This window comes from Streptomyces sp. NPDC026522, from assembly GCF_055567555.1.
In genome coordinates this window covers 378,762-402,503 of record NZ_JBVHQF010000006.1, presented here as the reverse complement: position 1 = coordinate 402,503, position 23,742 = coordinate 378,762, and the positions used below count along the sequence as shown (strand labels likewise).

General features: G+C 73.9%; 25 protein-coding genes and 1 pseudogene. 11 read left to right on the top strand and 15 right to left on the bottom strand.

Going from position 1 to position 23,742, the window contains the following annotated elements; all coding sequences use genetic code 11:
- The first annotated feature begins 133 nt into the window (after window positions 1-133).
- Window positions 134-981, top strand: a pseudogene (locus ACZ4M3_RS18490) (aldo/keto reductase).
- 27 nt (window positions 982-1,008) lie between these two features.
- On the opposite strand, the gene ACZ4M3_RS18485 reads toward ACZ4M3_RS18490, so the two are convergent.
- Window positions 1,009-1,431 carry a secondary thiamine-phosphate synthase enzyme YjbQ gene (locus ACZ4M3_RS18485; protein ID WP_467733827.1) on the bottom strand — a complete coding sequence of 141 codons (423 nt, stop codon included), beginning with the start codon at window positions 1,429-1,431 and terminating at the stop codon, window positions 1,009-1,011.
- Window positions 1,432-1,828: 397 nt separating this feature from the next.
- Between ACZ4M3_RS18485 and ACZ4M3_RS18480 the strand changes: the two genes are divergently transcribed.
- Window positions 1,829-2,191 carry a MerR family transcriptional regulator gene (locus ACZ4M3_RS18480; protein WP_467733825.1) on the top strand — a complete coding sequence of 121 codons (363 nt, stop codon included), beginning with the start codon at window positions 1,829-1,831 and terminating at the stop codon, window positions 2,189-2,191.
- Window positions 2,192-2,309: 118 nt separating this feature from the next.
- Complete coding sequence (locus ACZ4M3_RS18475; RefSeq protein ID WP_467733823.1) at window positions 2,310-2,666, top strand: PRC-barrel domain-containing protein; 357 nt, start codon at window positions 2,310-2,312, stop codon at window positions 2,664-2,666.
- A 130-nt stretch (window positions 2,667-2,796) separates the two neighbouring features.
- On the opposite strand, the gene ACZ4M3_RS18470 is transcribed toward ACZ4M3_RS18475, so the two are convergent.
- From ACZ4M3_RS18470 to ACZ4M3_RS18435, 8 genes are all read right to left on the bottom strand, one after another.
- A complete protein-coding gene (locus ACZ4M3_RS18470) occupies window positions 2,797-3,309 on the bottom strand; it encodes a MarR family winged helix-turn-helix transcriptional regulator (RefSeq protein WP_467733821.1) in 513 nt (170 codons plus the stop codon).
- Window positions 3,310-3,321: 12 nt separating this feature from the next.
- Window positions 3,322-4,635 carry a PP2C family protein-serine/threonine phosphatase gene (locus ACZ4M3_RS18465; RefSeq protein WP_467733819.1) on the bottom strand — a complete coding sequence of 438 codons (1,314 nt, stop codon included), beginning with the start codon at window positions 4,633-4,635 and terminating at the stop codon, window positions 3,322-3,324.
- Entirely contained in the window at window positions 4,632-5,642 is a 1,011-nt protein-coding gene (locus tag ACZ4M3_RS18460; protein ID WP_467733817.1) for a SpoIIE family protein phosphatase, read from the bottom strand. Before ACZ4M3_RS18460 ends, ACZ4M3_RS18465 begins: the two co-directional genes overlap by 4 nt.
- Before the next feature lie 14 nt (window positions 5,643-5,656).
- A complete protein-coding gene (locus tag ACZ4M3_RS18455; RefSeq protein WP_467733816.1) occupies window positions 5,657-6,130 on the bottom strand; it encodes an anti-sigma regulatory factor in 474 nt (157 codons plus the stop codon).
- Window positions 6,114-6,521 carry an STAS domain-containing protein gene (locus tag ACZ4M3_RS18450; RefSeq protein WP_467733815.1) on the bottom strand — a complete coding sequence of 136 codons (408 nt, stop codon included), beginning with the start codon at window positions 6,519-6,521 and terminating at the stop codon, window positions 6,114-6,116. Before ACZ4M3_RS18450 ends, ACZ4M3_RS18455 begins: the two co-directional genes overlap by 17 nt.
- Window positions 6,518-7,405: an STAS domain-containing protein gene (locus tag ACZ4M3_RS18445; RefSeq protein WP_467733813.1), complete on the bottom strand. Its 888-nt coding sequence runs from the start codon at window positions 7,403-7,405 to the stop codon at window positions 6,518-6,520. Before ACZ4M3_RS18445 ends, ACZ4M3_RS18450 begins: the two co-directional genes overlap by 4 nt.
- Window positions 7,406-7,614: 209 nt before the next feature.
- Window positions 7,615-7,896 carry a hypothetical protein gene (locus tag ACZ4M3_RS18440; protein WP_467733812.1) on the bottom strand — a complete coding sequence of 94 codons (282 nt, stop codon included), beginning with the start codon at window positions 7,894-7,896 and terminating at the stop codon, window positions 7,615-7,617.
- A 113-nt stretch (window positions 7,897-8,009) separates the two neighbouring features.
- Complete coding sequence (locus ACZ4M3_RS18435; RefSeq protein ID WP_467733810.1) at window positions 8,010-8,336, bottom strand: hypothetical protein; 327 nt, start codon at window positions 8,334-8,336, stop codon at window positions 8,010-8,012.
- Window positions 8,337-8,475: 139 nt separating this feature from the next.
- Between ACZ4M3_RS18435 and ACZ4M3_RS18430 the strand changes: the two genes are divergently transcribed.
- From ACZ4M3_RS18430 to ACZ4M3_RS18420, 3 genes are all read left to right on the top strand, one after another.
- Window positions 8,476-8,895: a hypothetical protein gene (locus ACZ4M3_RS18430; RefSeq protein WP_467733808.1), complete on the top strand. Its 420-nt coding sequence runs from the start codon at window positions 8,476-8,478 to the stop codon at window positions 8,893-8,895.
- Between the two features lie 161 nt (window positions 8,896-9,056).
- Window positions 9,057-10,238, top strand: coding sequence for a PLP-dependent cysteine synthase family protein (locus ACZ4M3_RS18425; protein ID WP_467733806.1), 1,182 nt, complete (start codon window positions 9,057-9,059; stop codon window positions 10,236-10,238).
- Window positions 10,235-11,509, top strand: a complete 1,275-nt coding sequence (locus tag ACZ4M3_RS18420; RefSeq protein ID WP_467733804.1) for an MDR family MFS transporter — start codon at window positions 10,235-10,237, stop codon at window positions 11,507-11,509. The genes ACZ4M3_RS18425 and ACZ4M3_RS18420 overlap by 4 nt, the downstream gene beginning before the upstream one ends.
- Before the next feature lie 490 nt (window positions 11,510-11,999).
- On the opposite strand, the gene ACZ4M3_RS18415 is transcribed toward ACZ4M3_RS18420, so the two are convergent.
- Together ACZ4M3_RS18415 and ACZ4M3_RS18410 are read right to left on the bottom strand one after the other, a co-directional pair.
- Window positions 12,000-12,911: a hypothetical protein gene (locus tag ACZ4M3_RS18415; RefSeq protein WP_467733802.1), complete on the bottom strand. Its 912-nt coding sequence runs from the start codon at window positions 12,909-12,911 to the stop codon at window positions 12,000-12,002.
- Between the two features lie 398 nt (window positions 12,912-13,309).
- On the bottom strand, window positions 13,310-14,725 hold the full coding sequence (locus ACZ4M3_RS18410) for a hypothetical protein (RefSeq protein WP_467733800.1): 1,416 nt from the start codon (window positions 14,723-14,725) through the stop codon (window positions 13,310-13,312).
- 167 nt (window positions 14,726-14,892) lie between these two features.
- Between ACZ4M3_RS18410 and ACZ4M3_RS18405 the strand changes: the two genes are divergently transcribed.
- Window positions 14,893-15,501 carry a LysE family translocator gene (locus tag ACZ4M3_RS18405; protein WP_467733798.1) on the top strand — a complete coding sequence of 203 codons (609 nt, stop codon included), beginning with the start codon at window positions 14,893-14,895 and terminating at the stop codon, window positions 15,499-15,501.
- Window positions 15,502-15,533: 32 nt separating this feature from the next.
- Here ACZ4M3_RS18405 and cutA read toward each other — a convergent pair whose 3' ends face one another.
- Both cutA and katG read right to left on the bottom strand, forming a co-directional pair.
- Window positions 15,534-15,860: a divalent-cation tolerance protein CutA gene (gene cutA / locus ACZ4M3_RS18400; RefSeq protein ID WP_467733796.1), complete on the bottom strand. Its 327-nt coding sequence runs from the start codon at window positions 15,858-15,860 to the stop codon at window positions 15,534-15,536.
- 98 nt (window positions 15,861-15,958) lie between these two features.
- Entirely contained in the window at window positions 15,959-18,190 is a 2,232-nt protein-coding gene (gene katG / locus ACZ4M3_RS18395) for a catalase/peroxidase HPI (protein ID WP_467733794.1), read from the bottom strand.
- Window positions 18,191-18,585: 395 nt separating this feature from the next.
- Between katG and ACZ4M3_RS18390 the strand changes: the two genes are divergently transcribed.
- The 3 genes from ACZ4M3_RS18390 to ACZ4M3_RS18380 all read left to right on the top strand — a co-directional run bounded on the left by ACZ4M3_RS18390 (window position 18,586) and on the right by ACZ4M3_RS18380 (window position 20,743).
- Entirely contained in the window at window positions 18,586-18,993 is a 408-nt protein-coding gene (locus tag ACZ4M3_RS18390) for a Fur family transcriptional regulator (RefSeq protein WP_467733792.1), read from the top strand.
- 242 nt (window positions 18,994-19,235) lie between these two features.
- On the top strand, window positions 19,236-19,727 hold the full coding sequence (locus ACZ4M3_RS18385) for a hemerythrin domain-containing protein (RefSeq protein ID WP_467733790.1): 492 nt from the start codon (window positions 19,236-19,238) through the stop codon (window positions 19,725-19,727).
- Window positions 19,724-20,743, top strand: coding sequence for a cation diffusion facilitator family transporter (locus tag ACZ4M3_RS18380; protein ID WP_467733788.1), 1,020 nt, complete (start codon window positions 19,724-19,726; stop codon window positions 20,741-20,743). Before ACZ4M3_RS18385 ends, ACZ4M3_RS18380 begins: the two co-directional genes overlap by 4 nt.
- 245 nt (window positions 20,744-20,988) lie before the next feature.
- Here ACZ4M3_RS18380 and ACZ4M3_RS18375 read toward each other — a convergent pair whose 3' ends face one another.
- Window positions 20,989-21,507: a hypothetical protein gene (locus ACZ4M3_RS18375; protein ID WP_467733786.1), complete on the bottom strand. Its 519-nt coding sequence runs from the start codon at window positions 21,505-21,507 to the stop codon at window positions 20,989-20,991.
- A gap of 95 nt (window positions 21,508-21,602) precedes the next feature.
- Entirely contained in the window at window positions 21,603-22,007 is a 405-nt protein-coding gene (locus ACZ4M3_RS18370; RefSeq protein ID WP_467733784.1) for a VOC family protein, read from the bottom strand.
- 235 nt (window positions 22,008-22,242) lie between these two features.
- Here ACZ4M3_RS18370 and ACZ4M3_RS18365 point away from each other — a divergent pair, with 235 nt between their 5' ends.
- Window positions 22,243-23,736 (top strand): glycoside hydrolase family 18 protein, encoded by a 1,494-nt coding sequence (locus ACZ4M3_RS18365; protein ID WP_467733782.1) that lies wholly within the window; start codon window positions 22,243-22,245, stop codon window positions 23,734-23,736.
- Window positions 23,737-23,742: the final 6 nt, after the last annotated feature.

Below are 23,742 nucleotides of genomic sequence, written 5' to 3'. Positions count from 1 at the left end.
GACACACCTTCCGCCGCGCCCGGTCGCGCGCTGAACGGCGCGGGCCCGGGCGCGGTGGCACAGTGGGCGCCGGACGGCGCCCACTTCGCCATGAGGGCGTTTCGAACGGCCGGGCCCCCAGGAAGGAAGTCCCATGCAGACCGTCACCCTGAACAACGGCGTCGAGATGCCGATCCTCGGCTTCGGCGTGTACCAGATCCCACCGGAGCAGACCGAACGGGCCGTCACCGAGGCGCTGGCCGCCGGATACCGGCTGCTCGACACCGCGGCCGCCTACCGGAACGAAGAGGCCGTCGGCCGGGCGATCAGGAACAGCGGCATCCCGCGCGGAGAACTGTTCGTCACGACCAAACTCTGGATCCAGGACGCCGGCGAGGAGAACGCCCGCCGCGCCTTCGACACCTCACTGCACAAGCTCGGCCTCGACCAGCTCGACCTGTACCTCATCCACCAGCCCTTCGGCGACGTCTACGGCTCCTGGCGCGCCATGCAGCGGCTCTACCACGAGGGCCGGGTCCGGGCGATCGGGGTCTCCAACTTCTACCCCGACCGGCTCGTCGACCTCATCGACCACAACGAGGTCACCCCCGCGGTGAACCAGGTGGAGACCCACCCCTTCTTCCAGCGCACCGCCGATCAGGAACTCATGCGCGAGCGCGGCGTACGGATCGAGTCGTGGGGCCCCTTCGCCGAGGGCCGGGGCGACCTCTTCACCCACCCCGTCCTCGGCGACATCGCCAAGGAACACGGGAAGTCGGTGCCACAGGTCGTGCTCCGCTGGCTCGTCCAGCGCGAGGTCATCGTGATCCCAAGTCCGTCCGCGCCGACCGGATGGCCGAGAACCTCGACGTCTTCGACTTCTCGCTGACCGAAGGGGAGATGGCGCGCATCGCCGCCATGGACACCGGACGGACGCTCTTCTTCGACCACCGCGACCCCGCCATGGTGAGCCGGCTCGGCACCGCCCGCGTGCACGACTGACCCGCCGCGCGGCCGCCGGCCGCGGCGTCAGCCCAGGAACGACAGCCGCACGGTCCGGTGCGGGTTGTCGCGGTTGGTGTCCACCAGGACCACCGACTGCCAGGTGCCGAGCGCCAGCTCGCCGCCCAGCACGGGCAGCGTGGCGTGCGGCGGTACCAGGGCGGGCAGTACGTGGTCGCGGCCGTGCCCGGGCGAGCCGTGCCGGTGCCGCCACCGGTCGTCGGCCGGCAGCAGCGTACGCAGCGCCTCCAGGAGGTCGTCGTCGCTGCCGGCGCCCGTCTCGATCACCGCCAGCCCGGCCGTCGCGTGCGGGGTGAACACGTTGAGCAGCCCGTCCCGGCCCCTGGCGGCCTCCCGCAGGAACTGCGCGCAGGCGTCGGTCAGGTCGTGGACCGTCTCGCTGGAACCCGTCGTGAGTTCCAGGGTGCGTGTGGTGAAGGTATTAGCCATGCGATCCATTTTCGCCCGCGATCACCGGACCGCCCGTCCACGGCCCCTGCCCGCCCCGGCAGCGTCGGAGAGTGATTAGCTCATACAGGTGAACGGCAAAATCTATGCCAGCGGGAGTAGACATCAGCTGCCGAGCCGGATAGCGTTTCTCTCGTCAACAAGGTCAAGCAGTACCCGCCCGGGCGGCCGGCAGTCGCCCGGGCACCGCAAGACCCCCGATGGGAAGGTGGTCCCCGGTCAGGCATACGCGATATCCGCAGCCCGGACCTCCCGGGAGTCTGCGGACATGAAGAGCCGGCAGCGGTAAAGCCCGGCTGATGGTGTTGAATTTCCTTCGGGGCCCTGGTGCCGTACGGCACCAGGGCCCCTCGACGCATTTCCGTATGCAGAGGTGAAAGTGACAGCAGAGAATTCACTCGGGCGTCTCGACGACGACGACTACCCCGCCTACACCATGGGCAGGGCCGCCGAGATGCTCGGTACCACCCCCGGCTTCCTCCGGGCGATCGGCGAAGCCCGCCTGATCACCCCGCTGCGATCGCAGGGCGGCCACCGCCGCTACTCCCGCTACCAGCTGCGGATCGCCGCCCGGGCCCGTGAGCTCGTGGACGCCGGTACTCCGATCGAGGCCGCCTGCCGGATCGTCATCCTCGAGGACCAGCTCGCCGAAGCCCAGCGCATCAACGCCGAATTCCGTCGTGCGGATGCCGCGGGCGGGACGGCCGCGGGACCGGACCCGGTGGCCGACCGGCCGGCGTGACGCCGCCCGCCGCCCGCCCCGCGCCAGCCGGGTCCGTCCGAACGGGCCGCATGAGGTGCGGCGGCCGGGGCAGGCGAGCAGCCGACGGACCGTTCGACGAGCAAGGAGTAGTGGTCACATGTGGGCTTACCGTGAGACGGCCGGTCACCTGGCGGGAACGGACCTGACGGGCTACAAGGTGGAGGCCACCGAGGGCGTCGTCGGCAAGGTCGACAAGCATTCGGACGAGGCCGGCTCCGCCTACCTGGTCGTCGACACCGGTGTGTGGATCTTCGGCAAGGAAGTGCTGATCCCGGCGGGCGCCGTCACGCACATCGACCCGGACGCCAAGCGCGTCCTGGTGGACCTGACCAAGGAGCAGATCGAGAACGCGCCCGAGTTCCACCGGGACGAGCACCTGGACGACGCCGGGTACCACGCGCAGCTCGGCACCTACTACGGCACCGGCGCCCCGTTCGGCGGCCGACCCGCCTGACCCCCGTCGCCGGGACCGGCCCACGCCCCCGCCCGCAGCCGCGACCGCGCGGCTGCGGGCGGCCGCGTTTTCCGCTGCGCACGGACCGGCCGGGGGCCGGTCCGGCAGCGCCGGCTGAGGAGGAGCCCGGTCAGGCGATGTCGCTGACGTCGGCGCCGTCGCGGCCCATCCCCAGCCGGCCGGGGCCGGTGTCGGCGGCCGCCGCCTCGCGGAACGCGGTCAGGCCGTCGAACAGCGCCCGCCGCTGCTCCCGGCTGAGCCGCTCCAGCACCGTTTCGAGCTCCTTCGCCCGGGCGGCGCGTACGGACGCGAGGACGCCGCGGCCGCTGCGGCTCAGCCGCACCTCCACCTCCCGGCGGTTCGCCGTGGCCCGGGAGCGCTGCACCAGACCGGCGGCTTCGAGCCGGTCGCAGAGCCGGCTCACCGAGGGCGGGGTCGAACCGAGCGCTTCGCCGAGGTCGCGGAGGTTGACGCCCTCCCGCTCGTCGATCACGGTCAGGGCGCGCAGCTGCGAGGGGGGCACGGGGGCGGGTACGGCTTCCTGGCCGCGGCCCCACAGAACATCCAGCATCTCCAGGAGCGCGGATGCCTCGGTAGCCACCTGCCCGGGATGCAGGGGTGGCAAGGGGAAGCTGTGCGGCATCGCACCACTCTCTCATCCGATAGAACGTTTGTCAGCCCGCCGGCCTTGCGGGGGCAGGTGGCGAAGGCCCTTCGTCCGGGCGGTCACCGGGCCCGGCGCGGTGAGCCGCATGGCGAGGGCGAGGGTGTCGTCGGCATGGAGGACGACGGTGTGCATCTCGGCGGCCACGGCATCGGGGATCTCCGCTATCGCCCGGTGGGCGTGCTGCTCGACGGCCTTCACCAGCCGCAACTCGCCCTCGATCAGGTCCCGGCGGCTCTCGGTGAGACCATCGGTGTACAGCAGGAGCAGGTCACCCGGTTCCATCCGGTCCCGGAGCGCCCCGTCGCTGCCGGGGGCGGGGAACCCGATGCCCCGGCCGCTCGCTTCGAGGAACTGCGGTGCGCTGCCGCCCCGTACCAGGAGCGGGGGCGGGTGGCTGCCGTTGGCCACTTGGAGCTCCCCGGTGGCAGGGTCCAGCCGGACCAGGAGGACCGTCGCCATCAGATCCGGGTTGAAGGGCATGAGGAGGTGGTGGGTGCGGGCGAGGATGGAGTGCAGGGGGTGCCCCTCCAGGGCCAGGGTGCGTACCGCGTGGGTGACCGTGACCGCGCCTCGGGTGCTGCGCACGCCGTGGCCCAGGGCGTCGACCACGGTGACGTGCACCGTCCCGTCGGGCAGGGTGAACCAGTCGTAGAGGTCCCCGCCGGTCGGGGCGGCCGGGTCGGCGGGCGCGTAGTGCACGGCCAGTTCCAGGCCGTCGACCTCGGGCGGGAGCGGCCGCAGCGCGTCCTCCAGCTCCCGCAGGACCCGGCCGTGGGCCTTGCGCACCTGCTCCTCGCGCTCGTCCAGTTGCACGTAGAGGGCGAGGACACCGGCGTTCGTCTCCGCCAGCTCGTGCTTGAGCAGCCGGTGCTCGGCGCCGAGCGAGTCCGCCCGTGCGAAGGCGGCCCGGAGCTCCTCGTCGGCCTCGCGCTCCCGCGTCGGCAGGGAGGCCGGTGACGGCGGCCGGGCCTCCTCGAACGGCCCCGCCGTCCGGTCGGGCAGGGCGATGTGCCAGGTGACCGAGTTCGCCGACGTGACGTGCGCGGTCAGCGGCAGGTCGGCGCCGTGCAGCGGCCCGGCCACCCGCGGGGCGGTGAGGGTGACGTTCAGCTGGGACGCCTCTTCCGTGCCGTCGAAGACGGTGTGCAGCGTGACGGGGTGCCCCGCCTCGAACTCCGGGGCGGCCAGGTCCGTCACGGACAGCACCAGCCGGCCGCGTACGTCCGCGGGCAGCCGGTAGCTGCGGGCGAGGCCGCGCACCTCCTCCCGGAGCACGCCGATGTCGCGGAAGAGCCTGCTCATGACGGCCGGCCGGGGGCTCTGGCCACCAGCACGGTGGCGTCGTCGCGGGTGCGGTGGTAGCCGTGCGCGACGGTCGCCGCGAGCAGCGGGGCGGGCAGCCGCAGGAAGTGGCGGGGCGGGGTGTGCGCCCACCGCAGGTCGATGCCGTCGGTGTGCAGCGCGGTGCTGGTCGCCGCGGTCAGCGGGACCCGGTGCGTGCGCGGGTCGGGCATCCGCCAGCCCACGACGCCCGGCTGACCCGTCAGCCGGTGGTGCACCTCGTCGGGGGAGAGCGCCACCATCCGGACATTGCCGATCCCGCAGTACTCGGCCTCCCCGGCGCGCAGCCGCAGGAGCGCCACGGCGGCGCCCCGGGTGTGCCGCAGCGCCCGGTGCAAGGCCGTCATGATCCCCGGCAGGGTCCCCTCGGCGGCGCCGCGGAAGGAACGCACCGCCGCCTCGGCGGCCTCCGCCGCCTCCTGGCCGTGCCCGAGACCGTCGACGACGAGCGCGGTGCGCACGTCGCCGAGGTCGACCACGACCGCGGCGTCCCCGCACTCCTCCTGGCCGGCGGCGGGCAGGCAGACCAGCCCCACCGGCTGGCGCGCCGCTTCGCGCTGGTGGGGAAGGGCGAGCCGGGCACAGACCACGGTGCCGCTCCCGGTGTCCGTGTCGGTCCGCGAGCTGATGGCGACCTCGGTGGCGATGCGTCCGACCGCGCCCAGTCCGGCGCCGAGGGTCCCCGTGGTGGTGTAGCCGTCGGCCAAGCACCGCGCGACCTCCGCTATGCCCGGGCCCCGGTCCGCGGCCAGCACCTCCACGCCGCCGCCCAGCGGCAGCGGCTGGATGTAGAGGACGCCGTCGCGCGCGTGTTTGTCGATGTTGCTGGCCAGTTCCGACGCGACCACGGCCGCCTGGTCGGGCAGCGCGCCGGGCAGCCGGCACTCCTGCGCCACCGCGCGCGCGGTCTCGGCGGCGACGTGCACGGCGCTGTAGTGGTCGATCCGGACCTGACGCGTCGGCGCCACCGGGGCCGGCACCATCAGCGCCGCCAGCGCGTGGTGATGACCGTGGTGCCCTCGCCCGGGGCGCTGCGCACCTCGAACTCGTCCATCAGCCGGCGGGCCCCGCCCAGGCCGTGGCCCAGGCCCACCCCGGTGCTGTAGCCGTCGGCCAGCGCGGCTTCCACGTCGGGGATGCCCGGGCCGCGGTCGCTGACCGTCAGCCGGAGCCCGGTACGGCCGTCCGCCCGGGCGGAGTCGACGACGAGGTCTCCGCCACCCCCGTGGATGTAGGCGTTGCGCGCCAGTTCGCTGGCCGCGGTGATCACCCGGGTCTGGTCGATGATGGAGAATCCGGCCGTCACGGCGGCGAACCGGACGGCGTGCCGGACCGCCAGCAGATCGTCCTCGGTGGTCAGGGAGAGCCGGACGGCTTCGGAGCCGGCGTCGGAGGCAGCGGCCCGCGCGGTGTCGGGGCCGCTCATGGTCCGCTTGCCGTCAGCCAGTGGTGTCATGCGGCGCCCCTTCCAGGGGCCGCGGGAGCTGGGCCCAGCCCAGCGCGGCCATGCCCTGCTCGGCGTGCAGCGCGGTTTCGACGCCGGTCAGTTCCAGTCCCAGCTCCACCAGGGTGATGGCCACCGGGGGCCGCATCCCGGCCACGATGACCCGGGCCCCCAGCAGCCGGGCCATCCCCGTGAGCTCCATCAGGTTGCGGGCCACGAACGAGTCGATGATCTCCAGGCGGGAGATGTCGATGAGGACACCCCGGGCCCGGTCGGCGGAGATCCGCTCGGTGAGTTCCCGGGCGAAGGCCACGGCCGACTTGTCGTCCAGCTCGTTGAGCAGGCCGGTGACCAGCACGTCGCCCAGACGCAGGATCGGAACCGCGGATGTGTGTGCGGTCATCGGGCAACCGGGGCGCGCGGAGCCGGCGCGGAGCCGCCGGTGATCTTCATGGCTTCGGACAGGGCCTCGGCCAGCGTGGCCCGGGTCAGGATGTCGAAGAGGTCGATGCCGAGCTGAGCGATGGTCTGCGCGATGGTGGGCCGGATACCGCTGATGACGCAGTCCGCGCCCATCAGGCGTACCGCCCGCACGGTCTGCATGAGGTGCTGGGCCACGGCGGTGTCGACGGTCGGCACACCGGTGATGTCGATGATCGCGACCTGTGCGTCCTCGTCCTGGATGGCCTGGAGCAGGTTCTCCATCACCACCTGGGTGCGCGCGGTGTCCAGGGTGCCGATCAGCGGCACGGCGACCACCTGCCGCCACAGGCGTACGACGGGGGTAGAGACCTCCAGCAGCTGCCGGCTCTGCCGCCGGATGATGTCCTCGCGGCCCTCGACGTACGTGGCGAAGGACAGGGCGCCGGCCGCGTCGAGTAGCTGGTTGATCAGCAACGCCGCCGAGAACAGCCGGCCGGTGTCGTCGATGGTCTCCCGGACGATCTCCAGCACGACGTCCTTGAGGGCCAGTACGGACATCGAGGTGGCGGTGGGCGTCGCCCCGGCCCTGGCCCTGCGCAGGGACAACTCCCGGACGGCATCGCGCAGTTCGCGGTGCAGGTTCACCACTTGGTCGACCGGCAGGGTGGTGTCGAGGCCGGTGAGGACCGCGGCGGCGAGGGTGTCGGCCTCGTAGCGCAGCTCACGCTCGCTGTTGGCGGGGTCCATGGGGCTGCGCTCCAGCTGAAGCAGAACCCAGCGATCAGCTATGTCGTCCGCGCGTCCCTTCAACGACTCCACCACGAGCTGGCGGACATCGGTCGCACCGGCCGAGCTGCTGACCACGCGGGTCTCCTTTCGCTGTGCCCGGCGCCGAGATTTAACGCATGGCAATGGTTGTCTGACGGCAAATATACGCGCGGAGCCGCCCAGGAGGGAAGTCCCGGGCGTTTCCGGCGGATCGCCTCACAGATCCAAAAGGATGTCCCCGATTCCGCGGCCCATTCGCCCAGGTCTTGTGGAGGGCGTCACTTCCGCACCGCACGACGACCCGTTCAACGGCGCTGGGACGGGCCGGCGGTGTGGCCGCACACCGCCGAGACGGTGCTCACCACCCCTATCCACGCGGTCACCGCCGCCCACGCCATGGCCGCCGAGCCGCTGACGGCGCTCGCGACGAGCAGCACCAGGCAGGTGCCCAGGAGTGCTGCGGCGAGCATCCGTTTCGCGGGCGGCCGGCCGGGCGCGGCGGCGGACCGGTCGGTGCGCCGCCGCGGTCCCGGCTGGTCGCGCCACGCGGCGATCTCGCGCGTGGACAGTCTCCCCCGTGCCGGCATGGGCGCCTCCAGATGGCGGGTGCCGCCCTGCGTGGGCGGGCGTGCGGTGTGGTGTGGGTGTGCGGTGTGGGTGTGCGGTGGTGCGGGGGCCCGGCGGCCGGGCCCCCGGGTGGTCAGGGACGGCCGCCGGTCAGCGGCGAGAGGGGGCCGCGGCGCCGCTGTCCGGCCCGGCGGCCGACCGCGTACGACACGGCGATGACGGCCGCCGGGCCGGTCGCGGCGCCGGCGCTGACGCCCTTGCGGGCGAGCACGGCCTGCCGGAGCCATCCGGTGCGCCCGGCGGCGCCGCGCGCGTCTGCTCCGCGAGCGGCGCGGGGCGGCACGGTCGGCGCGTCCGCGGCCCCGTCCCGCGAACCCCGCCGCCGGGTCGCCGTCGCCCCGTCCGGGCGGGAACCGGACGGGGCGACCTTGGAGTTGGTGGGGTTCTCGGGTGCGCTCACACCAGCGCGTGTGACCGCATCCGCGCGGGTTAATCCGACGGATTCCGGCCGACCGGCCCCGTGCTGCGGCCCCGTCCCGGGAAGGCGGCCGCCGCGGGTCCGGTGTGACTTCTCGTGTCCGCCGCGCTACTTTGTGCACATGATCAGTGCGGCGCCGGCTCCGGCGGTGGATCACCGTACGAGGACCCTCGGCGTCTTCGCGCTGCTGCTGGCGGTCGCCCTCCACCTCCTCGGATGTCTGCACGGCCCCGGCGGCGACGGCCCGCACCTGCGGCCGGATCCCGCCGCGCCGGTTTCCGCCGCCCTGGTCCACGGCCCCCCGGCCGGCCACGCCGTGCCGATGGACCGCGCCGAGCCGGGCGAGCAGTGTCCCGACGGGCTCGGCCACGCGTCCGACCGGGTACGGGGGGACGCCCACGCCGCACCGCCGACGGCCCGTACACCGCTCGGGCCCGCGGAGCCCGGCTCCTCGGCGGGTACCGCCGCAGCCGGGGTCGCCGCCGACCGGGGCCCGGGTGGCCGGGGGGTCCTCGCGGCGACGTGTGTGGCGCGGACCTGACCGCTCCCGCACGGCCGTCGCCGCTGCGTACCGGCCCGCGCACAGCTGCCCGCACGGTGCCCGCGCCGCCCGGCGGAACACCCGGCCGTGCGTTCGCGCCGTCCTGATCCCGCCGATGCCCCGCGCCGCCGCGCGCCCCGGGCCGAGGAGCCGTGACCCCGATGCCGCACACCTCCCTGTACGACCCCGCCGCCTTGAACGCACCCGCCCTGGACGCAGACCCTTCGTACGCACCCGCCCTGGACGCAGACCCTTCGTACGCCCCCGCCCCGCAGCCCGCGCACCGGCCCGCGGACCTCGTCGGCCGCACCCCCGTGCTGTGGGTCGGCGAGCCCTTCGCGGACCCCGGCCGCGGATTCTGGGCCAAGCTTGAGGGCGCCAACCCGGGCGGCATCAAGGACCGCCCGGCCCTGCACATGGTCGCCCGCGCCCGGGCCCGCGGCGACCTCGCCGACGGGGCGCCGGTCATCGAGTCCTCCAGCGGGACCCTGGCCCTCGGCCTGGCCCTGGCCGGGATCACGTACGGGCACCCGGTGACCGTCGTCACCGACCCCGGTCTGGAGCCCCCGGTCCGGCGCGCCCTCGCCGCGTACGGGGTCCACGTCGACACGGTCACCGCCGCGCACCCCACCGGGGGCTGGCAGCAGGCCCGCCGCGACCGGGTCACCGAGCTGCTGCGCCGGCACCCCGGCGCGTGGTGCCCGGACCAGTACGACAACCCCGACAACGCCGCCGCCTACACCCCGCTGGCCGCCGAACTCGTCGCCCAACTCGGCCGCGTCGACGTACTGGTCGCCTCGGTCGGCACCGGCGGCCACTCCGCCGGGATCTCCGCCGCGCTGCGCCGGACGTTCCCCGCACTCGTGCTCATCGGCGTGGACTCCACCGGCTCCGCCATCTTCGGGCAGCCCGCCGGACCGCGCCTGATGCGTGGCCTGGGCTCCAGCATCCACCCCGCGAACGTCGCCCACGAGGCCTTCACGGAGGTCCACTGGGTCGCCCCCGGTGAAGCGGTCACCGCCTGCCGTGCCCTGGCCCGCCACCACTACGCCACCGGCGGCTGGAGCGTGGGGGCGGTCGCGCTCGTCGCCGGCTGGGCCGCGCGCACCCTTCCCGCCGGGACCCGGATCGCCGCGGTCTTCCCCGACGGCCCGCACCGCTACCTCGACACGGTCTACGACGACGCCTGGTGCCGGGGCCACGGGCTGCTCGGCGGCCCGCTCCCCGACACCCCGCAGGAGATCGGCCACCCGGCGGAGCGGGTGGTCACCTCCTGGACGCGCTGCACCGCCATCACGGCCCCCGCGCCGCGCGCCGGCACAGTCCTGGCGGGTGCGCGATGAGGCGGCCCGGACAGGGCCTCGGCTCCCGGATGCGCTCCTTCGACCCCGGCGTGCGGCTGCTGATGGTCAACCAGTTCGGCATCAACCTCGGCTTCTACATGCTCATGCCCTACCTCGCCGACCACCTCGGGCACGGCCTCGGCCTCGCCGCGTGGGCCGTCGGCCTGGTCCTCGGCGTACGGAACCTCTCCCAGCAGGGGATGTTCTGGCTGGGCGGCACCCTCGCGGACCGGATCGGCTACAAGCCGATGATCCTCGCCGGGTGCGCGCTGCGCACCGGAGCGTTCGCGCTGCTGGCCGTCGCCGACACCCTGCCCGCGCTCGTCGTCGCCTCGGCGGCCACCGGATTCGCCGGCGCCCTGTTCAACCCGGCCGTACGGGCCTACGTCGCCGCCGGGGCCGGGCCCCGGCGGGTGGAGGCCTTCGCCTGCTTCAACGTCTTCTACCAGGCCGGCATCCTGCTCGGGCCGCTCGTCGGACTGGCCCTGCTGCTGCTCGACTTCCGACTGGTCTGCGCGGCGGCAGCGGCGGTCTTCGGCGTGCTGGCCGTCGTGCAGGCCCGGTCGCTGCCCGCGCGCCGGCCGGAACCGGACCCGCAGCGGGGAGCCGGCTGGCGGGGCATCGCCGCCGACTGGGGGGCCATCGCCCGTAACCGGCCCTTCGTCCTGTTCTCCGCCGCGATGGCCGGCTCCTACCTGCTGGCCTTCCAGACCTACCTGGCCCTGCCGCTGCGGGCGCGGTCGCTGTTCGGGGACGGCGCGGGCGCCGCCATGGGCGTCGCCTTCGCCGTGTCGGCGCTGGTCGCGGTCGTGGGCCAGCTCCGGCTGACCGACTGGGCCCGCGAGCGCCTGGACGCGCCGAAGGCCATCGCGATCGGCCTCACCGTCATGGGCGCGGCCTTCCTGCCGCTGCTGCTGCCGGTGGGCCGCTGGGGCGGGGCGGCCACCCTGGTCGGCTGCGCGGCGCTGCTGGCCACCGGGTCGGCGCTGCTGTACCCGTTCGAGATGGACACCCTGGTCCGGCTCTCCGGCGAACGCCTGGTCGCCAGCCATTACGGGGCCTACAGCACCGCCTCCGGTATCGCCGTCGCGGCGGGCAACCTGGGCGTGGGCGCCCTGTTCGACCTCGCGACCCGGCTGGACGCCCCGTGGCTGCCGTGGACGGCGCTGGCCGCCGTCGGCGCCGCCTGCGCGGTGGCCCTGACCGCCCTGCGCCGCAGCGCCTGCTTCGACCCGGCCCCCGCCACCGCGCCGACGGCCGCCCCGGTCTGACACCGGCGGGCGGGCCGCCGGATCCCTGGCGCGGGCTCGCGGGCGGCACGGGGGCCGTCCGGCCGGCGATGCCCTGCGGCTCGTTGCCCGCCCCGCGCGAGCACCGGCCGATCGCGCGGTTCGCGTTGCCGTGCGCTGGTCGTCCGGGTCACCCCGGACCACGCGCGGGCCCGGTCGGCACGTGGATCGCGGTGGCACTCGCGGCAGCGGTTGGGCTCGGCCTCGCCGCGGCGACTGCTTCGGCCCGGCCCCGGCCCCGGCCCCAGCGCCGGGGCCGCCTCGGCCTCACGCCGACGGGCGGGCCATCGGGCCCGTGCCGTGTCCGTGGGCGGCACAGGCGTGGCCCGTCCGGCCGGCTGCCCGCCCACCGCGAGCAGCTGGTCCGGCGCCGGGTGCGCGGCGGGCGGGGCCCGGGATGCGTTGCCGGCCGGCGGCCGGACGGGGGCGCCCCGGCCCGTGCGCGCCCGCGGCGTCGGCGTACAGGGGCGTCCTACGGGGCGGTCGTTTCCGTTTCGGCGGGGTCCGGATCCGCGTCCTCGGCCGGTGGGGCGGCATCCAGCGCGGCCAACGCCGAGTACGCGACGACGGGTTCCGGGAGCGCGGGCGCGGGCGCCGGTTCCTCGGACCGGTAGAGCAGGGCCATGCCCGCGAGGGCCGCGCCGAGGCCTGCCACGAGCACCGCGAAGCCCGTGGGCCAGGGCAGGAGGCCGCCGACGGCGCTGCCGAGGGGAGAAAGCCCCGTCAGGGCCGCCAGCGCGTGCACCGCCAGGATCCCGAGGCAGGTGAGGGTGGCGGCCGCCCACACCCGGGTGCGGTCCCGCACCACGAGGCGCACGGCCAGCGCCAGGCACACCGCCGCGACGCCCAGCAGCAGCCACGTCCCCGCGCCGCCCTCGGACATCAGGCGGGACGGGCGCCGGGGCAGGTACAGCAGCGCCGACCCGCTCAGGGCTGCCACGGCCGGCCAGCGCAGTCCCCGGCCGGGCGCCCCGGCAGGGCGGGGAGAGCGGGGTTCGTCCGCCTTCGCGCGGGCGGCGCGCTTACCGGAGCCGCGCCGCCCGGCTTCGCCGTCGGGTCCTATTCGCTCGGGCAGCGGCGCGGGGTCACCCTCGTGGTCCTCGCTCAGGAGCAGCGCGAGCGAGACGACGTCCTCGACGGGGCGGCTGACCGCGGCGGCGCGCAGTGCTTCGTTCGCGGCGTCGGGAACCTGGCCGGACCGCCTCAGCAGCGTCACCAGGTCGGCGACCTCGTCCAGGGGCCGGCAGGCGACCGCCGTCTGCAACAGCGTGCGCAAGCCGTCGTCACCGACGGCGTTGACCGGAGTGTCACCGGGGCCGGTGGCGGCCTCCGCCGCCGGGGCCGGCTCCTCTTCCCCGGCCTGGGGTGGGGGGTAGTCACTCATAGAACGCTCCGTCCGGGTTGACCGTCGCGTGACGACCGCGCACGGCTGGGGCCTCGCGGCCCCCACAACGTGAGGAGATGTCCACTCGCCGTCACGATGCAGCACATCGGCGGACCCCACCATGCGGAGCAAGCAAACGAGTGCAGCCTCCCGCCCGGCTTGCGCCGAGCGAGGTTCCGTGCGACCGGCCCGACCCCCCCCGGGGCGTGTTTCGAGATCCCGCATGCCCCGCGACGCCCGGCACCCGCGCGCGTCCCCCAGCTACCGCTGGCAGGTGCCCCCAGCGTTGTCGGGCTCGCCCGCGTACGCCCGGTACGAGGGCGACCCTCCGCCTTGCGATCGCACGCACCGGACGCCGCGGGCCCTCCGGGTGGCCGGCGCTACGTTCGGAACACGCCCTAGCGGCCGGACTTGCCGCTGGTGAGCGGCCACTCGCGGTTGAGGGAGCCGAGCGGGATACGGCGTTCGAGGACGGGCGTGCCGAACAGGGAGAGCTGGAGGTGCAGCTGTCCGCTCAGGTCGAAGCCGCCGTACAGCGCCCACGCACCGCTCACGGCGGTCTTGCCGTCCGTGGCCGCGGACGCCTTGGCGTCGGCCTCGCCGCGCAGGTAGGGGGCGAAGTCCGCGGAGACGCCGACAGCCCCGTACAGGCCCACGGAGGCCTCGGCGCCGAGGGCGCTCTTGATCCGGCCGGCGGCCGTGACCTCGGCCTTCACCGGGGAGCCGTGGACGTTGGACGTACTGACCGGGGTCCAGCCCTTGCCCGTCGCGTAGCTGCCGCCGACCCGGAAGTCACCCTTGACCTCCTGCCGTACGTCGAGGGTGACGCGCCCGTCGGCCTCGACCTGTACGTAGCAGGTCAGGTCGAGGTTGACGACGACCGGGACCGGGCCCACCTGGATGACCGGGCTGCTGTGCAGCTTGGCGAACGGGATCCGCTTGGGGGCGCCGGTGCTCGCGGCGGCGTGGCCCTTGAGGCTCCACTGCGAGGACCAGTCGCCGCTCATGCCGAGGAACGCGGAGCGCGGGCCGGAGCCGCCCGATCCGTCGTACGCGAACTCGACGGTGGGGGCGAGCTGGACGAACCCCGAGACCGAGGCGCCGGCCGAGACGGGGGCGTCCGGGGCGGTGTCGACCGGGGCGTCGACGTCCAGCCGCAGGCTGCCGAGGGGCAGCTTCGTGCCCGCGGGGCCGAACCGCACCCCCTGGCTCTTCGCCCAGGAGAGGGTGACGCCCTTCATCAGGGGCTCCACGGTGACCGACGCCGGGTCGACGGGCACCTTGCCGTCGGCCTTGTCGTCGTTGAGGGCGGAGGACAGCGTGGTGGCGGCCGTGGTGACCTCGGTGCCCCGGTCGGTCTGCCTGCCGACTTCGGTGACCTTCGCGAGGAGGCCGTCGGGAGCGCCCGGCGCCGGTGCGCTGGCGATGACGTCGCCGACGGCCACCGGCTTGTCGGCGGCGGGGGAGTGGTCCGGTGACTGACCGGGGGAGCGGCCCGGTGTCGGCGAACCCCCTTTCGCACCGGTGGCTATGACGGCCCGTCGGGTGGCCGGGTCGTAGGAGGCGACCTTGAGCGACGACTTCACCGGCGTCCCCTTGCCGGCGCCGTCGGCGCGGGTCACCGCGGCCGTCTCGACGGCGCTCTGCGGGGCCGCCGCTACGTCGAGCTGCCGGGTTCCGTCGGCAACGGCGCCCAGGGCGGTGGGAGTTGCGGCGTCCGCCGCAGCGGTGTGTCCGGCCGAGGAGCAGCCGGTGGCGGTGAGCACCAGGGTGGTGAGGCCGGGGAGCAGGAGGCGTCTGGCGAGCTTGCGCACGTACGTGAAGACCTTCTGGTGAGGGAGAGTTGCGCTACTGATGAGTAACGTGAGGCCCGATCATGCCAGGCTCCCGCAGCCCACCAGTGACAACCGGCCACCGGTCCCGGACATCCGCATCCCGGGCGGGACTTGATCGTTGGCCCGGGGCAGGTCAGCATCCCTGCATGACAGAAGTGATCGCAGTCGCAGTCATCACCCTCCTCGCAGTCATCAGCCCGGGCGCCGATTTCGCGATGGTCGTCCGCAACAGCTATCTCTACGGGCGCCCCACGGGGCTCTTCGCCGCCGCCGGAGTCGCGGCGGGGGTGCTGGTGCACGTCTCGTACACGATGCTGGGGGTCGGGCTGCTGATCGCCTCCTCCACGGCCCTGTTCACGGCGATCAAGCTGGCGGGCGCCGCGTACCTCGTGTGGATCGGCATCCGTACCTTCCGGGCCCGGGCCGAGCTCACGGTGGACCTGGAGTCGAAGCCGCAGCTGACGCGGACCGGCGCGCTGCGCAGCGGGTTCCTGACCAACGTGCTCAACCCGAAGACCACGCTGTTCGTGGTCTCGACCTTCACCCAGGTCGTCCACGCGGACACGCCGGTGTGGCAGCAGGCCGGATACGGACTCTTCATGTCCGCGGCGCACCTTGGCTGGTTCGGGGCGGTGGCACTGTTCTTCTCGAACGAGCGGCTGCGCGACCGCATGCTGCGGGCGCAGAAGGCACTGAACCGGGCGATCGGCTCCGTGCTGGTGGGCCTGGGCGTCGGGCTCGGCTTCGCCCGCTGACGGGGCGAGCGCGCCCGCGCGCCGCGCCGGTCCTACTCCGGGGCGGATTCCGCGGCCACCCACTCCAGGTAGGCCCGCGAACCGTCCAGGACCGGCAGGACGATCCACTCCGGCACCTCGTACCCGTGGTGCTGTCCGACCCACTCGGCCAGGGACGGCAGCCGGTCCGCCGACGTCTTGTACGAGACGCGCCACTCGGTCGCCGTCCCGACGGCGTCCTGCCACCGGTACACGGCCGTCAGCGGCCCGTCGACGTGCGCACACGCCGCGAGCCGGGCTGCCACGGCGCCCCGGGCCAGGCCCCTGGCCCGGTCCTCGTCGTCGATCGTCGTCTGTGCGAGCACGATGTCCGTTGCCACGTCGGCCCCTTGCTGTCGGTGTGGTCCCACCGTAAGGGCGTGCCGCCCCGGACACACGTCAGGGCCGGCCCGCCACGGGCCGGCCCTGACGGGGGCGGTCAGACGAGGTCGAACCGGTCCAGGTTCATGACCTTGTCCCACGCGGCGACGAAGTCCTTGACGAACTTCTCCTTCGCGTCGTCGCTCGCGTACACCTCGGCGAGGGCCCGCAGCTCGGAGTTGGAACCGAAGACGAGGTCGGCCCGGCTGCCGGTCCACTTGACCTCACCGGTGGCGGCGTCGCGGCCCTCGAAGGCGTTCGCGTCCTCGGACGTCGCCGTCCACGTCGTGCCAAGGTCGAGCAGGTTCACGAAGAAGTCGTTCGTCAGCTTCCCGGGGGCCGTGGTGAGCACCCCGAGCTGCGACTGCTGGTGGTTCGCACCCAGCACGCGCAGACCGCCGACGAGGGCCGTCATCTCGGGGGCGCTCAGGTTCAGCAGGCTGGCCCGGTCGATGAGCAGGTACTCGGCCGGGAGCCGGTTGCCCTTCCCGAGGTAGTTGCGGAACCCGTCCGCGGCCGGCTCCAGCGCGGCGAACGACTCGACGTCGGTCTGCTCCTGCGAGGCGTCCACCCGGCCGGGGGTGAAAGGCACCTGGACGTCGAAGCCGGCGTCCTTGGCGCCCTTCTCGACGCCGGCGGCGCCCGCGAGCACGATCAGGTCGGCGAGCGAGATCCGCTTGCCCCCGGTCTGCGCCGCGTCGAAGGACTCCTGGATCCCGGTCAGCGTGCGCAGCACCGCCGCCAGCCGGTCGGGCTCGTTGACCTCCCACCCGCTCTGCGGCTGGAGGCGGATGCGCGCGCCGTTGGCGCCGCCGCGCTTGTCGCTGCCGCGGAAGGACGAGGCCGCGGCCCAGGCGGTGGAGACGAGTTCGGACACCGACAGGCCCGAGGCGAGGACCTGCTCCTTGAGGGAGGCGATGTCCGCCGCGTCGACGAGCTCGTGCGTCCGCGCGGGCAGCGGGTCCTGCCACACCAGCGTCTCGGACGGGACCTCCGGGCCGAGGTAGCGCACGACCGGGCCCATGTCGCGGTGGGTCAGCTTGAACCAGGCGCGGGCGAACGCGTCCGCGAACTCGGCCGGGTTCGCCAGGAAGCGCCGGGAGATCTGCTCGTAGGCCGGGTCGAAGCGGAGCGAGAGGTCGGTCGTCAGCATCGTCGGCGCGTGGCTCTTGGCGGAGTCGTGCGCGTCGGGCACGGTACCGGCCCCGGCGCCGTCCTTCGGCCGCCACTGGTGGGCGCCCGCGGGGCTCTTGAAGAGCTCCCACTCGTAGCCGAAGAGGATCTCGAAGAAGCTGTTGTCCCAGGTGATCGGGGTGTTGGTCCAGATGCCTTCAAGGCCGCTGGTGATGGCGTCGCCGCCCTTGCCGGTGCCGAAGCTGTTGCTCCAGCCCAGGCCCTGCGCCTCCAGCGGGGCGGCCTCCGGGTCGGCTCCGACGTGGTCCGCCGGGCCGGCGCCGTGGGTCTTGCCGAAGGTGTGGCCACCCGCGATCAGGGCGACCGTCTCCTCGTCGTTCATCGCCATCCGGCGGAACGTCTCACGGATGTCGCGGGCCGCGGCGAGTGGGTCCGGATTGCCGTTGGGACCCTCGGGGTTGACGTAGATCAGGCCCATCTGGACCGCGCCGAGCGGGCTTTCCAGGTCCCGGTCGCCGGTGTAGCGCTCGTCGCCGAGCCAGGTGGTCTCCGGACCCCAGTAGACGTCCTCGTCGGGCTCCCAGACGTCCGCGCGACCGCCGCCGAAGCCGAAGGTCTCGAAGCCCATGGACTCCAGGGCGACGTTGCCGGCGAGGATCATGAGGTCGGCCCAGGAGAGGCTCTGGCCGTACTTCTTCTTGACCGGCCACAGCAGGCGGCGGGCCTTGTCGAGGTTGCCGTTGTCCGGCCAGCTGTTGAGCGGGGCGAAGCGCTGCTGCCCGGCTCCGGCGCCGCCGCGGCCGTCGCTGATGCGGTAGGTGCCCGCGCTGTGCCAGGCCATGCGGATCATGAAGGGGCCGTAGTGGCCGAAGTCGGCGGGCCACCAGTCCTGCGAGGTGGTGAGCACCTCGGCGATGTCCTGCTTCACGGCGGGGAGGTCGAGGGACTTGAAGGCCTCGGCGTAGTCGAAGTCCTCGCCGAGCGGGTTGGCCACGGCGGGGTTCTTGGCCAGGATCTTCAAGTTGAGGCGTTCCGGCCACCACTGGCGGTTTCCGCCGCCCTGAGTGGGGTGCGGGGCGCGCTCGTGGGCGACGGGACAGCCGCCTGCGCCTTCCGTCTTGGCGTCTACGACGATTGCATCATGGTTCTCAGACATGGGAATCCTTCCGGACCAGGCGGATCGTGGTGCTCAGGTGCTGCATGCGGTGGGTCAAGCGGGGCACAGGCCCCCAGTAGACGGCCTCGGCCTCGTCGGTCGCCTCGGCATCGAGGTGGTCACCGTCCCGGACGGTTTCGGGCAGCGGGACGCGGGGCCGCCGCAACCCGCACGCCGGCACCGCGCGGTGCCTCGGCGGTGGCCGCTCACGCTCCGTCTCCTGCCGCTGTGGAATCTTCGTGTCCCTTGGCTATCAACGGAACCGATCCTACGATGGACGCAATCCAAGTCAAGAAGCACACCAAGCCCGTATCCGACCGGATTCCGCCCGTTCACGAGTGGAGTTCGAGGGTCCCGCCGGACCGGAAGAGCCGGACCAGAAGAGGTGAGCCGATATGAGTGACCTGCTGGAGCGCCTGCGCGCCCGCGGCTGGCGAATGACCGCCCAGCGCCGGGTCGTTGCCGAGGTCCTCGACGGCGAGCACGTCCACCTCACGGCCGACGAGGTGCACGCCCGTGCGGTACGGCTGCTGCCGGAGATCTCCCGGGCGACGGTCTACAACGCCCTGGGTGAACTGGTCTCCCTGGGCGAGGTGGTCGAGGTGTCCACCGACGGCCGCGCCAAGCGCTACGACCCCAACGCCCGTCGGCCGCACCAGCACTTGGTCTGCTCCGGCTGCGGACTCATCCGCGACGTCCACCCGGGCGACCCGCTGTCCCACCTCCCGGCCGACGAGCGCTTCGGCTTCACGCTCTCCGGCGCGGAGGTCACCTACCGCGGCCTCTGCCCGGACTGCTCCTGAACACCGCCGGCTCCTCCCGCCTCCGGCGGACCGGCGGGAGCGGGGGCGGTGGCTCGACCTGGGGGTCCGCGTCGGCGGCCCGCCGATCCGGTCCGTGTCCAGCACGTTTGAACTCCGCCGCAGCGAGCACCCCCGAAGGGGACCGAGCGCAGGCGAGCGGCCGCGCCCGGGCAGGTGGGAGGGGCCCCGGCGGCCGCCCACCGCCCGGGCGGCGCGGCGCGCAACGAGCAGGAGTGGACAACATGGCTGTGGAACAGGACGTCGTCGCGGTGATCCTCGAGGACCACCGGCGCATGGAGGACCTCTTCCGTCGGATGCGGAGCGTGGAGGCGGACCGGGCGGCTGCCCTGCGCGAGTTCGCCGCGCTGCTCATCGCGCACGGCGAGGCCGAGGAGGCGGAGGTCTACGTCGCTCTCAAGCGGTTCAAGGGAGTCGACGACGAAGAGGTGGAGCACGGCTCCGAGGAGCACGCCGAGGGCAACGAAGCCCTGCTGGCGCTGCTCGAAGTGTCCGAGGTCGGCTCGGACGAGTGGGACGCGCGTCTGGAGGACCTGGCGAAGGCGGTGTCGCACCACATCGACGAGGAGGAGCGGACGATCCTCAACGGCGCCCGGGAGAACGTGCCCGACGACCGGCGCGCCGAGCTGGCGGCGGCGTTCCTGCGCGAGCGCGAGCGGCAGCTCGCCGCGGACTGCGGCAGCGTCGAGAACGTACGCGCCGTGGTACGGGGATGAGCGCTGACGGGACCGCCCCCACGAGCGGGGCCGGGCGTCCGGCGGCCAAGGCCTCCGGCCAGGACGGCGAAACGCGGCTCACCGTATGGGTGGCCCTCGCGGCGAACCTCGCCATTTGCGTGGCCAAGGCCATCGGCGGGGTCATCGCCGGCTCCCCGGCCCTGCTGTCGGAGGCGGCGCACTCGGTTGCCGACTCCATCAACGAGGTCTTCCTGCTGGCGTCGGTCAAGCGCAGCAGGCGTCCCGCCGACAGGCGCCACCCCTTCGGCTACGGCAAGGAACGGTTCTTCTGGTCGCTGCTCGCCGCCGTCGGCATCTTCGTCACGGGCGGCTGCTTCTCGGTCTTCCAGGGAGTGGAGGCGTTCCGGTCCGGTGGCGGCGAATCGCACAGCGGCTACGTGATCGGCCTGATCGTGCTCTTCGTGGCCCTCCTCGCCGAGAGCGTCTCGCTGCTGCGGGCCGTCCTCCAGGTCCGCCGCTCGGCCCGCGCGGCCGGCCGCGGCCTGGCGGCGGAGGTGCGCGCCGGGCGGGATCCCGCGCTGCGCACCGTCCTGGCGGAGGACAGCACGGCCTGCCTGGGCGTGGTCCTCGCCATGGCGGGGATGGCGCTGCACATGGCGACGGGTGAGGTGGCGTACGAGGCGTGCGCCTCCGTCCTCATCGGCATCCTCCTCGTGTACGTCGCCTACGTGCTCGGCAAACAGGCCCGGACCCAGCTGATCGGCGAGGCGGTCGACCCCGGCCTGCAGGACGAGATCCGCGCCCTCCTGGAACGTCAGCCGGAGATCGATTCGGTCACCTCCCTGCTGACCATGCGCCTCGGGCCGGACTCGGCGCTGCTGGCCGCCGGCATCGACCTGACCGCCGGCTACGACAGCGAGACCGTCGAGGACGCGATGGTCCGCATCCGCACCGACCTGAAGGAACGCTGGCCCGAACTGGACCAGGTGTTCCTCGACGTCACGGACGCCGCGTCGGCCCGCCGCACGGACGTACTCCCGCGCCCCCCGCGCTGACCGTGTCCGCCGTAGCGGCGGCGCCACCGCGGCCCGCGCGGCCCCCTGGCGCCCGGGCGGCGGCCCGGGGTGTACTCCGGGTGCACCCAGCCGCGGCCCGCGACCCGGGTCCACGGCTTCACCGACCGCGACGGCAGCCGGCCCGGCACCCGGCGGTACCTGGTCGAAGTGCAGGACGCGGGCAGGGCCGCCGACGCGAGCGGACACCGTGAACCGGCGCCGGGGCACCCACCCGCGCGGCCGGGTCAGTAGACGAGCTTGATGGTCACGTCCTTGGGGACCGGGGACGGCGCGGTGTGGGTGTACAGGAGCCGGATGGTGGTGAAGCGCTGGACCCCGGGGCGGCCGGGCCACGGCTGCGGCTTGCTCAGCGTCACGGTCACGGGATAGGCGTGGAAACGGCCCGCCGCGCAGTAGGGGCGGCAGTCGTTCACCATGTCGGTTCCGGTGGCCGTCGCGGTCCGCGGGCCCCAGGACTCCCACCGCAGCCGGACGAGGTTGTTGTTGCCGTCGCCGCAGGCCAGCAGGTACTCCTCGGGGCGGACCTGGGCCTTGGAGAAGCAGTCGACCACCACCACCGGATGGGAAGGGGGATCGGCCGACACCGTCGGGGCGGTCCGCGCCGAGGCCGGAACGGCGGTCGCCGCGAGGGCCGTCACCGCACAGAACAGCCCGGCCGTCCGCGGCCCTGCCGCCCGTAGTCCGGCCCGTCGCAGCCCGGCCCGGGGCGCACGGGTGCGCCGGCCTTCTCCTGAACCGTTCACGAGGCCTCCTCGCCCGTCCGTCTCCCGTCGGAGTCCGCCCTGCCAGCTTCCCTCAGGTGAGCGGACCCCGCATCCGGGTGACCTCAGGCCCCCGGTCAGGGGATCGCGACGAGCTCGACCTCGAAGCCGTCCTCGTTCTCCAAGTACGCCGCGTAGTGCCCCGCGCCACCGGCGTGGGGGTGCCGGTCGCCGAACATCAGGCGCCAGCCGTGCCGCACCGCCCCGGCGGCCAACGCCTCGACCGTGGCGGCGTCTTCGACGTGGAACGCCAGGTGGTTCAGCCCGGGGCGGCGGCGGTCGTGGTGGACGGCGGTGCGGGCCGGCGACTCCTCGAAGACGAGGTAGACCGGGCCCAGCCGCCAGCTCCGTCCGTTGCTCCAGCTCTGGAACGGCGTGTAGCCCAGTGCTTCCAGCAGCCAGCCGAACGCACCCACGGCGCGGCCGAGGTCGGGCACCCAGATCTCCACGTGGTGCAGCGCGCCGTGCGCGGGCCGGCTCATCCGGTCACCTCCCAGGGGCGCTCGAACGGCCGGCGGAGCCTGTCGGTGCGGATCAGAGGCGTCATGCCGGTGATCCTCCCAGCCGCCACCGACAGCCGGGTCATTAACGTCTTCCGATCTCTTCCTTAAGCCCGCCTCAAGGTCTCCGACGGAAGGACCGAACCGGACATTTGTCCGTTTCGTGCTCGCTAGCGTGCTGGTCATCCCCCATCCCACACGCAGAAGCAGGTCCTCCATGGCTGGCAACTCCCATCGCCGCACCACGAGCGCGAAGACGAAGGCGGCGGCGGCCCTGGCCGTCGCGGCGGCCGTCGGCGGCACCGCCGTCGCCCTGACCGGTACCGCCCAAGCGGCCTCCGTGGGCGCGGCGTTCACCAAGTCGAGCAGCTGGAGCACCGGTTACACCGGGCAGTACGTCATCACCAACCGGAGCGGCGCGGCGCTGCGGGACTGGACCCTCGAATTCGACCTGCCCGCCGGCACGGCCCTCGCCTCCCTCTGGAACGGCGAACAGAGCGTCAGCGGCCGGCACGTGACGGTCAAGCCGCCCCGCTGGGACTCCGCGGGCCTCGCCCCCGGGGCCTCCGTGACCGTCGGGTTCGTCACCTCCGCGACCGGCGCCGCCGGCAACCCCACCGGCTGCCTCATCAACAAGGAGAAGTGCTCCCCGGCCGCCGGCCCCACTCCCGCGCCCAGCGGGCGGCCGACGGCGCCCCCCACCGCCGCGCCCACGCCGGCCCCGTCCACCGGGCCCACGGCCGGGCCCACCGCCGAGCCCACCGTGCCGGCCCCCTCCAAGCCGGCCCCGACCGGCGCCCCGGGCGGCGGGAGCGCCGCCCCGGCCGGATTCGCGCCCTACGTGGACACCTCGCTCTACCCGGCCTACGACCTCCTGGACACCGCCACGAAGACCGGCGTCAAGGAGTTCAACCTCGCCTTCGTCACCTCCGGCGGCGGCTGTACCCCGCTCTGGGGCGGTACCACCGCGCTCGGCGCCGACCGGGTGGCCGCCCAGCTCCCCGCCCTGCGGGCCAAGGGCGGCGACGTACGCGTGTCGTTCGGCGGCGCCGCCGGGTCCGAGCTGGCCCTGGCGTGCGACTCGGCCGGCAGCCTCGCGGCCGCCTACGGCAAGGTCATCGACGCGTACGGGCTGACGAAGGCCGACTTCGACATCGAGGGCGGGGCCCTGCCCGACACCGCCGCGAACACCCGCCGGGCGCAGGCCATCGCCCAGCTCCAGAAGACCCACCCCGGGCTCGACGTCTCCTTCACCCTCCCGGTGATGCCCGAGGGCCTCACCCAGGCGGGGCTCGACCTGCTCGCCGACGCCCGGCGCAACGGGGTGGCGATCGGCGCCGTCAACATCATGGCGATGGACTACGGGCCCGCGTACGCCGGGGACATGGGCGGCTACGCCATCCAGGCGGCGACGGCCACCCAGGCGCAGCTCAAGGGCGTCCTCGGCCTCTCCGACGCCGCCGCGTGGAAGACGGTGGCGGTGACGCCGATGATCGGCGTCAACGACGTCGCGGTCGAGGTCTTCACCGTCGAGGACGCCGCGCAGCTGGCGGCCTTCGCCCGCACCAAGGGCCTCGGCCGGCTCGCGATGTGGTCCGGGGCCCGGGACCGGCAGTGCGCCGGCGGCGCCAAGAACTACGCCGACCCGACCTGCTCGTCCGTCCTCCAGGCGCCGCTCGCCTTCACCAAGGCCTTCGCCGCCCGCGGCTGACCCCGG

Bases quoted from the DNA above. Each gene is read 5' to 3' on its own strand.
- ACZ4M3_RS18485 (WP_467733827.1), bottom strand. From the start codon at position 1,431: ATGGCTAATACCTTCACCACACGCACCCTGGAACTCACGACGGGTTCC.
- ACZ4M3_RS18475 (WP_467733823.1), top strand. From the start codon at position 2,310: ATGTGGGCTTACCGTGAGACGGCCGGTCACCTGGCGGGAACGGACCTG.
- ACZ4M3_RS18470 (WP_467733821.1), bottom strand. From the start codon at position 3,309: ATGCCGCACAGCTTCCCCTTGCCACCCCTGCATCCCGGGCAGGTGGCT.
- ACZ4M3_RS18465 (WP_467733819.1), bottom strand. From the start codon at position 4,635: ATGAGCAGGCTCTTCCGCGACATCGGCGTGCTCCGGGAGGAGGTGCGC.
- ACZ4M3_RS18455 (WP_467733816.1), bottom strand. From the start codon at position 6,130: ATGACACCACTGGCTGACGGCAAGCGGACCATGAGCGGCCCCGACACC.
- ACZ4M3_RS18450 (WP_467733815.1), bottom strand. From the start codon at position 6,521: ATGACCGCACACACATCCGCGGTTCCGATCCTGCGTCTGGGCGACGTG.
- ACZ4M3_RS18440 (WP_467733812.1), bottom strand. From the start codon at position 7,896: ATGCCGGCACGGGGGAGACTGTCCACGCGCGAGATCGCCGCGTGGCGC.
- ACZ4M3_RS18430 (WP_467733808.1), top strand. From the start codon at position 8,476: ATGATCAGTGCGGCGCCGGCTCCGGCGGTGGATCACCGTACGAGGACC.
- ACZ4M3_RS18425 (WP_467733806.1), top strand. From the start codon at position 9,057: ATGCCGCACACCTCCCTGTACGACCCCGCCGCCTTGAACGCACCCGCC.
- ACZ4M3_RS18420 (WP_467733804.1), top strand. From the start codon at position 10,235: ATGAGGCGGCCCGGACAGGGCCTCGGCTCCCGGATGCGCTCCTTCGAC.
- ACZ4M3_RS18415 (WP_467733802.1), bottom strand. From the start codon at position 12,911: ATGAGTGACTACCCCCCACCCCAGGCCGGGGAAGAGGAGCCGGCCCCG.
- ACZ4M3_RS18405 (WP_467733798.1), top strand. From the start codon at position 14,893: ATGACAGAAGTGATCGCAGTCGCAGTCATCACCCTCCTCGCAGTCATC.
- katG (WP_467733794.1), bottom strand. From the start codon at position 18,190: ATGTCTGAGAACCATGATGCAATCGTCGTAGACGCCAAGACGGAAGGC.
- ACZ4M3_RS18390 (WP_467733792.1), top strand. From the start codon at position 18,586: ATGAGTGACCTGCTGGAGCGCCTGCGCGCCCGCGGCTGGCGAATGACC.
- ACZ4M3_RS18385 (WP_467733790.1), top strand. From the start codon at position 19,236: ATGGCTGTGGAACAGGACGTCGTCGCGGTGATCCTCGAGGACCACCGG.
- ACZ4M3_RS18380 (WP_467733788.1), top strand. From the start codon at position 19,724: ATGAGCGCTGACGGGACCGCCCCCACGAGCGGGGCCGGGCGTCCGGCG.
- ACZ4M3_RS18370 (WP_467733784.1), bottom strand. From the start codon at position 22,007: ATGAGCCGGCCCGCGCACGGCGCGCTGCACCACGTGGAGATCTGGGTG.
- ACZ4M3_RS18365 (WP_467733782.1), top strand. From the start codon at position 22,243: ATGGCTGGCAACTCCCATCGCCGCACCACGAGCGCGAAGACGAAGGCG.